This window comes from Nonomuraea sp. H19 (assembly GCF_052068215.1).
Lineage (GTDB): Bacteria > Actinomycetota > Actinomycetes > Streptosporangiales > Streptosporangiaceae > Nonomuraea.
The window spans coordinates 117,567-130,255 of sequence record NZ_JBQHCV010000006.1 but is presented as its reverse complement, the minus strand read 5'-3'; the positions used below and the strand labels follow the sequence as shown (position 1 = coordinate 130,255).

The 12,689-nt window shown below is 72.6% G+C and carries 7 protein-coding genes and 1 pseudogene; 6 read left to right on the top strand and 2 right to left on the bottom strand.

All coding sequences use genetic code 11. The features are described from left to right. Window positions 1–101: 101 nt before the first annotated feature. The 3 genes from rpsA to ACTMTI_RS14715 all read left to right on the top strand — a co-directional run bounded on the left by rpsA (window position 102) and on the right by ACTMTI_RS14715 (window position 3,941). Window positions 102–1,586, top strand: a complete 1,485-nt coding sequence (rpsA, locus tag ACTMTI_RS14725; protein WP_441120859.1) for a 30S ribosomal protein S1 — start codon at window positions 102–104, stop codon at window positions 1,584–1,586. Window positions 1,587–1,897: 311 nt separating this feature from the next. Next, window positions 1,898–3,457 (top strand): alpha/beta fold hydrolase, encoded by a 1,560-nt coding sequence (locus ACTMTI_RS14720; protein WP_441121198.1) that lies wholly within the window; start codon window positions 1,898–1,900, stop codon window positions 3,455–3,457. 10 nt (window positions 3,458–3,467) lie between these two features. Continuing rightward, the gene (locus tag ACTMTI_RS14715; protein ID WP_441120858.1) at window positions 3,468–3,941 is read left to right on the top strand and encodes a GNAT family N-acetyltransferase; all 474 of its coding nucleotides are present in this window, start codon (window positions 3,468–3,470) and stop codon (window positions 3,939–3,941) included. 436 nt (window positions 3,942–4,377) lie between these two features. On the opposite strand, the pseudogene ACTMTI_RS14710 reads toward ACTMTI_RS14715, so the two are convergent. Next, window positions 4,378–4,509 (bottom strand): annotated as a pseudogene (locus ACTMTI_RS14710) (Clp protease N-terminal domain-containing protein); the annotation flags it as partial. Between the two features lie 51 nt (window positions 4,510–4,560). Between ACTMTI_RS14710 and coaE the strand changes: the two are divergent. The 3 genes from coaE (at window position 4,561) to ACTMTI_RS14695 (ending at window position 6,851) form a co-directional block, all read left to right on the top strand. Continuing rightward, window positions 4,561–5,163: a dephospho-CoA kinase gene (coaE, locus tag ACTMTI_RS14705; protein ID WP_441120857.1), complete on the top strand. Its 603-nt coding sequence runs from the start codon at window positions 4,561–4,563 to the stop codon at window positions 5,161–5,163. 26 nt (window positions 5,164–5,189) lie between these two features. After that, window positions 5,190–5,597 carry a hypothetical protein gene (locus ACTMTI_RS14700; protein ID WP_441120856.1) on the top strand — a complete coding sequence of 136 codons (408 nt, stop codon included), beginning with the start codon at window positions 5,190–5,192 and terminating at the stop codon, window positions 5,595–5,597. Window positions 5,598–5,984: 387 nt separating this feature from the next. After that, window positions 5,985–6,851: an alpha/beta fold hydrolase gene (locus ACTMTI_RS14695; RefSeq protein ID WP_441120855.1), complete on the top strand. Its 867-nt coding sequence runs from the start codon at window positions 5,985–5,987 to the stop codon at window positions 6,849–6,851. A gap of 190 nt (window positions 6,852–7,041) precedes the next feature. On the opposite strand, the gene ACTMTI_RS14690 is transcribed toward ACTMTI_RS14695, so the two are convergent. Then, complete coding sequence (locus ACTMTI_RS14690; RefSeq protein ID WP_441120854.1) at window positions 7,042–12,606, bottom strand: TIR domain-containing protein; 5,565 nt, start codon at window positions 12,604–12,606, stop codon at window positions 7,042–7,044. Window positions 12,607–12,689 lie beyond the last annotated feature (83 nt).

The window sequence follows — 12,689 nt, the reverse complement described above, 5'->3', positions numbered from 1 at the left end:
TCGGTCACGTCGATGTCGTAATTCCTCGGCTTGATGCGGAAGAGGGCCTGCCGCGCATCCGCCACATCGACATCCTGTCCGCGTTCGGAGCAATTCCACACATGACGTCCAGCACTGAGGCCACCTCGAGCACCCCGCAGGTAGCGGTCAACGACATCGGGTCCGAGGAAGCCTTCCTCGCCGCGATCGACGAGACCATCAAGTACTTCAACGACGGCGACATCGTCGAGGGCACCGTCGTCAAGGTCGATCGAGACGAGGTCCTTCTCGATATCGGCTACAAGACCGAGGGTGTCATCCCCTCGCGTGAGCTTTCCATCAAGCACGATGTCGACCCGGCTGACGTCGTGGAGGTCGGCGAACACGTCGAGGCCCTCGTTCTCCAGAAGGAGGACAAGGAGGGTCGCCTGATCCTGTCCAAGAAGCGGGCTCAGTACGAGCGCGCCTGGGGCACGATCGAGAAGATCAAGGACGAGGACGGCATCGTCACCGGCACGGTCATCGAGGTCGTCAAGGGTGGACTCATCCTCGACATCGGCCTGCGTGGCTTCCTCCCGGCGTCCCTGGTCGAGATGCGCCGTGTCCGCGACCTGCAGCCGTACGTCGGGCGCGAGCTCGAAGCCAAGATCATAGAGCTCGACAAGAACCGCAACAACGTGGTCCTGTCGCGCCGTGCCTGGCTGGAGCAGACGCAGTCCGAGGTTCGCCAGACGTTCCTCAACACCCTCCAGAAGGGTCAGGTCCGCAAGGGCGTCGTCTCCTCGATCGTCAACTTCGGCGCGTTCGTGGACCTCGGCGGCGTCGACGGCCTGGTCCACGTGTCCGAGCTGTCCTGGAAGCACATCGACCACCCGTCCGAGGTGGTCGAGGTCGGCCAGGAGGTCACGGTCGAGGTCCTCGACGTCGACATGGAGCGCGAGCGCGTCTCCCTGTCGCTCAAGGCCACCCAGGAAGACCCGTGGCAGCAGTTCGCCCGCACCCACCAGATCGGCCAGGTCGTTCCGGGCCGCGTCACCAAGCTGGTGCCGTTCGGCGCGTTCGTCCGGGTCGAGGAGGGCATCGAGGGCCTGGTCCACATCTCCGAGCTGGCCGAGCGCCACGTGGAGATCCCGGAGCAGGTCGTCCAGGTCGGCGACGAGATCTTCGTGAAGATCATCGACATCGACCTCGACCGTCGTCGCATCAGCCTCTCGCTGAAGCAGGCCAACGAGGGCGTGGGCACCGAGGTCGAGTTCGACCCGACGCTCTACGGCATGGCGGCCACCTACGACGATCAGGGCAACTACATCTACCCCGAGGGCTTCGACCCGGAGACCGGGGAGTGGCTCGAGGGCTTCGACAAGCAGCGCGAGGAGTGGGAGCGGCAGTACGCCGAGGCCCAGCAGCGCTTCGAGGCCCACAGGAAGCAGATCGAGGAGGCCCGCAAGGCCGAGGCCGAGGCGGGCGAGGCCGCTCCTTCGTCCTACAGCGGCGAGACGCAGCCCCAGCAGGGCAGCTCCTCGGCGTCGGCTCCCGCCGGCGGCGCGCTCGCCTCTGACGAGGCGCTCGCGGCCCTGCGCGAGAAGCTCGCGGGTGGGCAGAGCTGAGCTGAGTTAGCTCGTTGAAAGGCCCCGCACGGCAACGTGCGGGGCCTTTTCGCGTGCCCAGGCAGCGCCGAGCGCAAGAACGACGTCGTGTACTGGGGCGACGCGCACAGCCCCGGCCACATGGTGGCCATGGCCGCGCCTGACTCCCTGGTGTAGGGCATACGCGCCTTTTCCGGGCGATCGGCCGAGGCGGCGGCAGATTTTACCTGAGGGCCTTCGAAAGCCCCGGGCCGGCCGGGTGCGGCGCTGAGAAACTGACCTGCGCTGTGATACCGGCACCGGCACGGACTCTCGGGAGCATTGCAGTGGGCATGGTTCAGCGGGCGATCTCGGTGTGGGCTGTGGCGGCGGTCGTGGCGTCGCCCACACCCCCCGGAGGCGCCGAGGCGGAGAGCGGTGCGGCCCCGGCGACCGGTGGCCGTCCGGCCACCGGCTCCGGGCCGGGTGCGATGGCGGCTGATCCCTCGACGGCTCCCGGCGGTCTCAGGTGGTGGGACTGCTGGGACGGGTTGCAGTGCGCCAAGCTGTCCGTGCCCGTCGACTGGGCCAGGCCGCGCGGGCCCCGTACCGCGATAGACGTGGCCAGGATGCCCGCTCAGGACCCGGGAAGGAGCCTCGGGGCACTGGTGGTGAACACCGGCTCCGGGTCCGCCATCCAGGGCGTCAGGGCGCAGCGGGACACCGTCAGCGAGCTGACGCGGTGGTTCGACGTGGTGCTGGTCGAGCCACGCGGGATCGGCGACCGCGGGAGCGCGGCCACCGTGCGGTGCGCGGTGGCCCAGCCGGATCAGGCGCGGCTCCAGCTCGCCGCAGGACCGGCCGCGTGGCGCTCCTACGCCCGTGACAACGCCGCCTACGACAGGAGCTGCCGTGCCGCCGCCGGTCCCGCGTACGCGGGGCTCACGTCCTGGCAGGTCGCCCACGACCTCGACGCGCTGCGCGCCGCGCTCGGCGAGTCCCGGCTGCGGTATTTCGGCAGCTCCTACGGGGCCGTGTACGGGCAGGCGTACCTGGAGCTGTTCCCGCGCCGGATCGAGCGGATGTACCTGGAGGGCGTGCCCGACCACACCGAGGCCGGACTGGGACGGCGGCTGATCACCCGCGCCCGGGCCGTGGAACGGCAGCTCCACTCCTTCCGCGCCTGGTGTCGCGAGCGCGTTGGGTGCCCGCTGGACCGCGATGACGCCGTGTCGGTGTTCGACGAGCTGATCGAGCGGGCGCCGCTGCCCGCCGGGCCGGCGCGTACGGTGAACGCCCGGCAGCTCGCCGTCGCCGTCGCCGCCGGGCTCGTCCCGCAGCGCTGGCCAGAGCTGGCCCGGGCCATGGCGGCGGCCAGGAGCGGGGACGCGAGCGCGCTGGCCGCGATGGCGGCCGTGGCCGAGCCGGCGCCGCCCGGGCTGGTGGAGCGGGCGATGGCGTGCCATGACTTCATGCCCGTGGTGCCGGGCTACCGGCGGTTCCTGGCGATGGAGTCGCGGCTGCGTACGCTGGCGCCGCGGGTGGGATGGCTGACCGGCCGCCACGAGGTCGCCCGCTGCCTGGGGCTGGGGGAGGGGCCCAGCTGGCCGCCGCGCCCGCTGGCCCAGAGCGCTCAACGGATGAAGGTGCTGGTCGGGGCCGGACGGCTGGACGGCGTCACCCCGGCCGCCGGAGCCGCTCGCGTGGCCCGGCAGATCCCCGGGGCGGCCGTGCTGTGGCATGGGGACGGGCACGGCGCGTACCTGCGGCAAGGGCAGAGCAAACTGCGCGCCACCTGCCTGCGGACGCGCGTGCACGACTTCCTCGTCAACGGCGCGCTGCCCGCGCCCGGCACCGCCTGCCCGAGTGAGCTGACGGCGGACACGCGGTCGTGGGCCGAACCTGGCCGATAGGGTGCTGCTCGTGACGATCGAGCGGGCGGTGGCTGCGGACGCGGGGGAGATCCTCACCGTGCAGCGGGCGGCATACGTGAGCGAGGCCCAGCTCTACGGCGACCCCTACATCCCGCCCCTCGTCGAGTCGCTGGAGCAGCTGCGCAAGGCCATCGAGACCGGCGTCGTGCTCAAGGCGCTCGACGGTGGCCGCATCGTGGGCGCGGTGCGCGGCCAGCTGTCCGGCACCACCTGCCTGGTCGGCCGCCTCGTCGTCGCGCCCGACCGGCAGGGCCAGGGGCTCGGCACGGCCCTGCTGGCCGCGTTACACGAGCAGGTGCCGGAGGCGACGGCGTTCGACCTGTTCACCGGGCATCTCTCCGAGGGGAATCTGCGGCTCTATCGCCGCCTGGGCTATCGGGCGACGCGTCGCGAGCGGATGGACGACCACCTGACGCTGATCCACCTGCGCAGGCAGCCAGATCGATCCCCTCCTCCGCGATGATCACGGCGCGGCCCATGTCGTCATCGACCCAGCTCCAGCCCCATCGCCACTCCGACCCCGCCGGGTGCGCGGCGTTCAGCCGGTCGAGCACCGGCTGCAGCCCGGCCGCCGGCACGACGATCTGGTGCCTGCCGCGCCAGGGGACGTGGACGGGTGGATCGAGCGGCGGCACCTGGACGCCCTGCGCGCGCAGCGCCTCGACGACCCCCGCCGGCTCCAGGCCGAACAGGTGCAGCGTCGTCGCCTCCCTGTCCCACGCCTCGTAGGCCAGCGCCAGCAGCCAGTGCTCGGGCGCCGGGGTCCGGGTGCCCGCGGCGAGCGCCAGGCCGGTGGCGATGCCGTACAGCTTGTGGAAGGCCGGGCCGGCGAAGCCCCCCGCGCCGTGTCCCGGCCTGGCCCCGTGGTGGAGACACTCCAGCGCGTGGTCGCGGTCGAGCCCGGCTCCCGCCAGCACGCGCGCGGCGATCGAGTCGCCGGCGAGCAGCGCCAGCACGACGTGCGGCGGCCCCACCCAGTCGTCCCCGGCCGCCGCGGCCTGCTCGTGCGCCGCCCGGACGATCGTGGTCATCATGCCTTCGATGATGGCCCCATACGGGGCAATGGTGGATAGGCTTCTGCGGTGTTGAAGATTGGGCTCACCGGCGGCATCGGATCTGGCAAGAGCGAGGTGTCCAAGCGGCTGTCCGCCAGGGGAGCCGTGGTGATCGACGCCGACAAGATCGCGCGTGAGGTGGTCGAGCCCGGCACGGCCGGGCTGGCGCGGGTGGTGGCCGCGTTCGGGGACGAGGTGCTGCGTCCCGACGGCTCACTCAACAGGGAGAAGCTCGGGTCCATCGTCTTCGCCGACTCCGAGAAACTGGCGACGCTCAACGCGATCGTCCATCCGCTGGTGGGGGAGCGGGTGGCGCAGCTGCAGGGCGAGGCGGCGGACGACGCGCTCGTGGTCTATGACGTGCCGCTGCTGGCGGAGAACAAACTGGCCCCGATGTACGACGTCGTCATCGTCGTGGACGCGGCCGACGACGTACGCATCCGCCGCCTGGCCGAGCACCGGGGGATGGCGGAGGCCGACGCCAAGGCCCGCATCGCCGCGCAGGCGAGCAGGCAGGACCGGCTGGCGGTCGCCGACCTCGTGATCCTGAACGAGGGCTCGCTGGAAGAGCTCGACGCCCGGGTCGGCGAGGTGTGGGACGAACTGGTGAGGCGCGCCGCCACCGGCTGACCGGGCCCCGTGCTCAACCGTCCTCGGTGGCGCTGTTCCGGGAGGTCTCGGGGTCCGCCGTCCGGCCGGGGACCGGGCCGCTCTGTCCTCGGGTGGTCGGCGCCGGCGACGGCGTTCCGGTGGAGGTGGCGGGTGGCTTCGTGGGGCTGCCATCGAGAGCGTCGCTCGTGTGGCGGGTCGCAACGGACGTCTTCCTGGGGCGGATCCCCTGCGGCCGGACCGCGCGCGGTCCCCGGGTCCCGGTCGTGCGCGCCCCCTGCGGGGGGACGGTCCCAGGCGTGGTCGGGACACCGGCGCTGCTCGAGGCCGGAGGGGAGGAGACCGGGGCGCCGGAGACAGGGGTGCCGGAAGCCGGTGTGGCCGGGGTCGGGGCGACCGGGGCCGGGGTGGCCATGGGACTGCGGCTGAGGGCCGCCGCGGGAGACGTGGTGTGATCGCCGGCCGGTTCGGGAATGGAGTCCAGGGTGGTCCTGAAGCCGGGGATGCCGATCAGGATCCCCGCCACGACCAGATTGACCACGCCGAGCAGGACAATCGCGATCTTGACGGCCGGCCATCGGGAGTCCCGATCCACCGGCCGTGATGTGCTGCCCTGATCGCCGGTCACGGGTGCAGCTCCCGGCAGGTAGCCATACGTGATCCCTTTCGTGATGCTCGGCGTCACCAACGATCCAGACAGGGATCTTTCCACAGTCGCTGTGACTCCGGGCGGCAGTCGTCGCCGTGATCGCCGGTCGTCGGCACCCGGCGCCTGGATGGCGGCCGATGAGATTTGCCGCTCCCGCTGGTCTGCATAATGAGCATCGAGAAGGAGCGACCACATGACCGAGCCCAAGACCTACACCCTCGAGGTTCCCGGCGGCATTCTCCACTACGACATACGGCAGGCCGAGGCGAGCACCGCGCCGATGCTGCTGATGATCGGATCGCCGATGGACGCCAGCGGCTTCGCCGGCCTGGCCGGGCGCTTCCAGGATCGTACGGTGGCGACCTATGACCCGCGCGGGGCCGGGCGGAGCAAGCGGACCGACGGCGCCGGCGAGCTGACGCCCGAGCAGCACGCCGAGGACCTGCACCGGCTGATCACCGCGCTCGGCGGCGGGCCGGTGGACATCTTCGCCAGCAGCGGGGGCGCCGTCAACGGGCTGGCGCTGGTGGCCCGGCATCCGGAGCAGGTCCGTACGCTCGTGGCGCACGAGCCCCCGGCCGCCCAGGCGCTGCCGGACCGGGAGCAGGCGCTGGCCGCGGTGGCGGACATCCGCCGGACGTATGAGCGGGACGGTTTCGGACCGGCGATGGCGAAATTCATCGCGGTCACCAGCCTGCGCGGCGAGATCCCGGCCGACTTCGCCGATCAGCCGGTCCAGAGCCCGGCCGAGCTCGGGTTGCCGACGGAAGACGACGGTTCCCGGGACGATGTGATGTTCGGGCAGAACCTCATGACCTGTACGCACCACGAGCACGACTTCGAGGCCCTGCGCGCGGCACCGACCCGCATCGTCATCGGTGTCGGAGCCGAATCGGAGGGGGAAATGGCCTACCGTGCGGGCGTGGCGGTGGCCGAACGGCTCGGCACGAAGCCGGTGACCTTCCCCAGCCACCACGGCGGTTTCCTCGACGGCGAGTTCGGCATGAAAGGCGACCCGGACGCCTTCGCCGTTACGCTGCGCCAGGTCCTGACCTCATAGGCCGCCGATACCGGTCCGGTCACGCCGGGCGTCCTTCGGCGCCGATCAGCCGAACCCCGGGCGTGACCGGAATCGTCTCCGTGCCCACGCGGTGAACTTCACCCGCCGTGGCCTCCGCCCTGCTCGGCCGCCCGATGGCGGGCACGCCGGAAGCGATGGGCGGCGCGCCGGAAAAGCGCCCGGGGCCGCCTCAGAAGGCTGAGTCGAGCGGCACCTGCCGCACCCCGGTCAAGTAGGAGTCCAGCTCGCCCAGCTCGAACCGGGACATGCCGATGACGTGCCAGAACTGCCCGGCCGGCGCGCCCTGGACCTTGTAGCGGCCGTCGGGTGCCAGGGCCGCCCATCCTTCGGGGAGCCCGAGCAGGGTCGCCCGCCGCTCGCCGTCCTCCCAGAGGATGACCACGCCGTCGTCGCCCGCGCTGGCCAGCAGGTCCGAGGCAGGGCTGAAGGCCACCGACCACACCCGGCGGGCGTGTCCGGACAGGGTGTGCCGCAGCCGCCCGCTCACGGTCTCCCACACCCGCACCTTCAGGTCGTCGCCCCCGGTGGCCAGGCAGTCGCCGGAGGCGCTGAACGCCACGCTCCACAGCCGCCCCTCGTGCCCGTCGAGCGTGTGCACCAGCCGCGGCTGCCACGGCTGGCCGGGCCGCAGCTCCCACACCATGGCCCGGCCGTCGTTGCCGGCGCTGGCCAGATGGCGCCCCGAGGGGGAGAAGGCCACCGAGTAGACCCGGTCGGTGTGCCCTTCGAGGATCGCCACCCGGCCGCCCGAGGCCACGTGCCAGACGCGGACGAGCTTGTCGTCACAGCCCGTGGCCACATAGTCGCCGTCCGGGCTGAACGCGATCGAGCGGACCCGCCCGCGATGATCGGTGAGGTTGACCGCCAGCCGCCCGGTCGGGCGGTACCAGATCTTGACGCTGTCGTCGTCGTTGGCCGTGGCCAGCAGGTTGCCGTCGGGGCTGAACGCCTCGGCCCAGACGTGGTCGGTCTCGGCGTGCAGCTCGCGCTCGTAGTCGCCGGTGGTGGCGTTCCAGAAGTGCACGCCGCCGTCGTTGCTGGAGGTGGCCAGCACCGGCCCGGCGGGGGAGAACACCGCGGAGATCAGCCGGTCGGAGGTCCCGGTGAACTCGCGCAGCCGCCGTCCCGTGCGGGACTCCCACACGCGGACGGCGCCGTCGTTGCCGCTGGTCGCCAGCATCGAGCCGTTGGCGCTGAACCTGACGGAGGAGATGCGCCGCCCGTGCCCGCGCAGCACCCGCTGGCACTTGCCCGTGCCGGGATCCCACAACCGCACGGTGCCGTCGTTGCTGCTGGTGGCCAGCTGCCGGCCGTCGGGGCGGAACACGAACGGCCAGACCGAGCTGCGATGCCCGGTCAGCTCGACCCGCTGCCCGCCGCCCACCTCCTGCATCCGCACGACACCGCCCGAGTCGCCGCTGGCCAGGGTCCGCCCGTCAGGGCTGAACGTCACCTGGTAGACGGCCGCCGCGTGCGTGCTGTGCACACCGAGCGGGCGGCCCGCCGGGTCCCACAGGCGTACGGCGCCCGCGGTGTCGCCGCTGGCCAGCAGCGACCCGTCGGGCGCGAACGTCACGCAGTAGACGCTGCCCGCGTGCCCGGTCAGCGTGTGCAGCAGCGTCCACGTGGCGGTGTCCCACAGCCGGACGGCGCCCGCCTCGTCACCGGTGGCCAGCAGCCTGCCGTCCGGGCTGGGCACCGCCCGGTAGACGCTGCCGTGGTGGCCTTCGAGCGTCCGCCGCAGCTTCCCGGACTCCAGGTCCCAGACCCGGACCACGCCCGCCGAGTCGCCCGTCACGAGCGCCGCGTGGCCGAACGCCGCCGTGTAGATCGGCGCCTGGTGCCCGGCCAGCTCGTGGACGAGCCGTCCGGCGGCCGTCTCCCACACGCGTACGACGCCGTCGCCGCCGCCGGCCGCCACCAGGTCGCCCGCGGCGCTGAGGCGTACCGGCCAGACGCCGTCGCCGTGGCCGGTCAGCGTGTGCAGGCGGGCGCCGGTGAGGGAGTCCCACAGCAGGACGGTCCCGTCGCTGGCGCCCGTGGCCAGCAGGTCGCCGGCGAAGGTGACGGCGTAGACGCGGCCCCGGTGCCCCTGCAGCGTGCGCACCGGCGCGCCGCCGACGCACAGCAGCACGCCGCCGTCCTCGTTGCCGATCGCGATCGTGGCGCCGTCGGGGCTGTAGGCGATCGGCTCGGGCAGGCGGCTGGTCTGGAAGTGGTAGCCGTACGGGACGCCGATGCCGGCCGGGGCGAACTCCACCTCCACCGGCTGCCCGGGCACCACCGCCGCGCCGTGCAGGTGCGGCAGCGTACCGGTCACGTTGATCAGCGAGGCCCGGTGCCAGCGGGCGCCCTCGACCGCCACGTCGCTCATGTCCACCTCGGCCAGGCGTGCCCCGGACAGATCCGCGCCGGTCAGGTCGGCCCCGGTGAGCACGGCGCCGTCCAGCCGGGCGCCCGTCAGCCTGGCCTCGCGCAGGACGGCCCGGGTCAGGTTGGTGCCCGCCAGCGTCGCCTCGGACAGGTCGGCGCCGGTCAGGTCGACCTCGCTCAGGTCCCTGGCCGACAGGTCCTCCCCCTTGAGATTGGCGCCGCGCAGGTCGGCGCGGGCGGGAGTGCGCAGCCTGGCCGCGATCTTGACGGCGTTCGCCCTGGACACGTCGTCGGCGGGCGGGCCGGCCACCCACGCGCGCAGAGCCCGTACGTCGGCGAGGTCGCACAGGAACTCCACCGTGAGCGCGGACAGCGGCCGGCGCGACAGCAGCGCCGGGTTGTCCGCGGCGATGTGGCGGGCGATGAGCCACTCCATCACCGACGTGTGGATGAACCCGAACATCCCCTCCTCGGTCCGGACCAGCAGGCTGCCCGAGCCCATCGCGTGCGCGGCGTGCGCGGCCGACAGCTGCCCGCTGGCCAGGTCGGTCAGCGTCTCGCCGATCTCGGTCAGCTCCTCCACGCCCAGCAGCGACTCGCCGGACTCCCACAGCCGCATCGCCAGCGCCGTCACGGCCTGCCACAGCTCGTCGGTGGTCAGCGCGGCGGCCGACCCGGGGATCCTGGCCCGCCGCTCCTCGAAGGCCAGCCACGAGCTGAGGATCTCCTCGTACAGCAGCGCGGGGCTGATCGTGTGCCGCGCGCCGGCCACCGTGCGCAGCCGGTCGGCGTCGAGGTCGGCGATGAAGCTCAGCATGCGCGGGTTCTGCGCGAGCGCCAGCAGGTCCTTGATCTCCCCCATCAGGGACATGCGGGCCTGGGCCTCGTCGCCGTCGTCGAACCTGTTGGCCAGGTAGGAGCGGATCTGGTCGGGCGTGAAGTCCTCGACGGTGAGCACCCGCCGCTGCGGCAGCACCCCGACCATCTCGCCGAGCGAGGTCAGCACCTGGCTGTGCGACTTGAAGTGCTGGGTACGGCTGGCCACCACGATCTTCGCCTTGTCCTCGGCCGCCGCCAGCAGCGTGGCCAGGTGGTCGGCCGCCCGGTCGTAGGTCAGCCGGGTCACCAGCTCGTCGAACCCGTCGAACAGCAGCACGATCCGCCCCTGCCGCAGCAGGTAGCGGAACGCCTTGAGGTCGATGAACTCCTCGCCGTGCCCGGCCAGGTGCGCCGCGACGAGGGCGTCCACCGAGTGCGCCTTGTCCAGGGCGCGCAGCTCGATCAGGATCGGCGTCAGGTGCGGCAGCTCGGCCGGGATGCGGCGGGCCAGCTCGCGCAGCGCGAACGTCTTGCCGTGCCCGAAGTCGCCCAGCAGTAACAGGAACCTGCCGTGGTCGGCGGACAGCAGCCGCATCAGCTCGTCGGTCAGCCCCGGCTTGACCTGGTTGCCGGGGCGGTCCAGCTCGCGGTAGCGCTGCGGCACGTACAGGTCCGGTGGGTAGCGGCGGTCGGTCGTCAGCCTGGCCGTCTGCTCGGCGACGTAGCCGGTCAGGTCGAGCAGCCCCTGGAACTCGGTGAAGCTGCGCAGCCGCACCCCCTTGCGCATCAGGTCGTCGCGGATCGAGCGGGAGACCGGCGGGCCCTGGTAGACCAGCTCGGCGGCCAGGTCGGCGGCGCGCGCCTGCCGTACGAAGGCGTCGGCGGCCTCCTCGGTCAGCTCGCCCACATGCGCGCCGATCATCGTCTGCCGGACGAACCCGTCCTCGGGGTGGGTGACCACGAGGTGGGAGGCGAACCTGCGGATCCTGGCCCGCTCGTGCCGGGCCTCGCACACCTCGGAGATCCGATCCAGCAGCAGCTCGACCGGGCTCGGCGCGCGCTCGTCCGGCTTGGGTCCCGGCGGCGGGCCGGGCGGGCTCTCGCCGGTGAACGTCGCCTGCGCGGCCCGCCACCGGTACGGGATGCGCTTCGGTTCGCCCTCGTCCGGCCGCCACGTGCGCAGCCCGCTGGGGGTGATCTCGACGACCTGGTGCCGCCCGGCCCGGGGCGCGGCGATCCGGCCCTCGGCCCCATCTCCCGGCCCGCCGTGGAAGAGCAGGTTGAGCCGGTGGGCCAGCAGCCGCTCGAACGTCGGCGCGTCCCTCAGCTCGCCCGGCGGGTGCCCGATCGCGCCCAGCCGCAGCCACGCGTTCTCCTCGTAGGGCCGCAGCCGCTCGGCGAACCAGGCCGCCTGTGCCTCGCCCAGCAGCGCGTACGCGTCCCGCTCCAGATGGCTCATCGCCATCGTCGAGTTGAGCCCGGCCACGACCACATTCAGGTCGGGCACCTCGAACAGCGTCCACGGCTGCCCGCCGTCGAACACCCGGTCGTCCAGCCCTTGGTACACCTCGCCGAACAGGCTCGCGAAATGCCGCCACTTGGGCCAGTAGGGCGGCTGCGGGCTCACGTCGTCGGCCTCGCACGTCATGAAATAGGCGCTGGCCGCGGCCTTGGTGACGTCGCGTGGCCCCGGCAGCAGCACCAGCCGGTGCGGCTCCAGTCCGATCAGCAGCCTCAGGTCCGTCACGAACCGCGTCGCCTGCCCGAACTGGCCCAGGCTGCCGGACTCGGTCAGGTCGCCGCTGACGACCATGAGGTCGGGGCGGGGCATGCCCCGGTCGTACATGGCGGTCAGGTCCGCCCAGATCCGCGCCTGCATGTCCTCCGGCGTGAACGGGTCGCCGGGATCGGGCAGCGCCCGCCCGAACCTCGGCCCGCCGATGTGCAGCACGTTGATCGACTCGCGCCCGCGTCCGGCGCCGGCCGCGGGCGGGAACTTCGGCGCCGTGACCGGCGTGCGGCGCGCCCTGGCCCGCCCGCCGGGCGGCGGCAGGGTCGGTGCGGCCACCGGCACGCTGGAGCCGTCGGGGAACGCCGGCGCCGCCGCGGGCTTGGCGCGGCCCGCCAGCGCCTCCCTGACCCGGCCCAGCAGCAGCGCCCTGGCCTCGCCGGGGTCGGTGACGCCCAGCAGGTCGACCCAGGTGATCGTGGACAGCAGGCCCTCCAGCTGGACGTCCTCCAGCCGGATCGTGACGAGCTTGTTGGAGGGGTTGTCGGGGTCGGCCCGCAACGCCGCCTGCCACTCCATCCGCCCGTAGCGCGAGGTCAGGTAGTTGCGCGAGAGCACCGCCACGACGAGCTGCGCCTCGCTGACCCCGCGGTCCATGAAGTCGATGAAGTTGGTGCCCGGCACGAAGTCCCACGCCTGGATCATCGTCCGGTAGCCCGACGCCTCCAGCTCCCAGGCGATCCAAGTGGCCCACGCCGTGTCGGCCGGGGAGTAGCTGACGAAGATCTCGGTCGGCCTGCCGTCACGTGACATGCCCCCAGTATCCCCGCGAGGGAGTGCCGTCGTCTGGAGGAGCGGCGGGAGCGTAGCGACCAGAGCGGGGGAAGGCGGCGGCG

What these genes read in the sequence shown, in the direction of transcription:
- rpsA (WP_441120859.1), top strand. Translation starts at nt 102, where the DNA reads ATGACGTCCAGCACTGAGGCCACCTCGAGCACCCCGCAGGTAGCGGTC.
- ACTMTI_RS14720 (WP_441121198.1), top strand. Translation starts at nt 1,898, where the DNA reads ATGGTTCAGCGGGCGATCTCGGTGTGGGCTGTGGCGGCGGTCGTGGCG.
- ACTMTI_RS14695 (WP_441120855.1), top strand. Translation starts at nt 5,985, where the DNA reads ATGACCGAGCCCAAGACCTACACCCTCGAGGTTCCCGGCGGCATTCTC.
- ACTMTI_RS14690 (WP_441120854.1), bottom strand. Translation starts at nt 12,606, where the DNA reads ATGTCACGTGACGGCAGGCCGACCGAGATCTTCGTCAGCTACTCCCCG.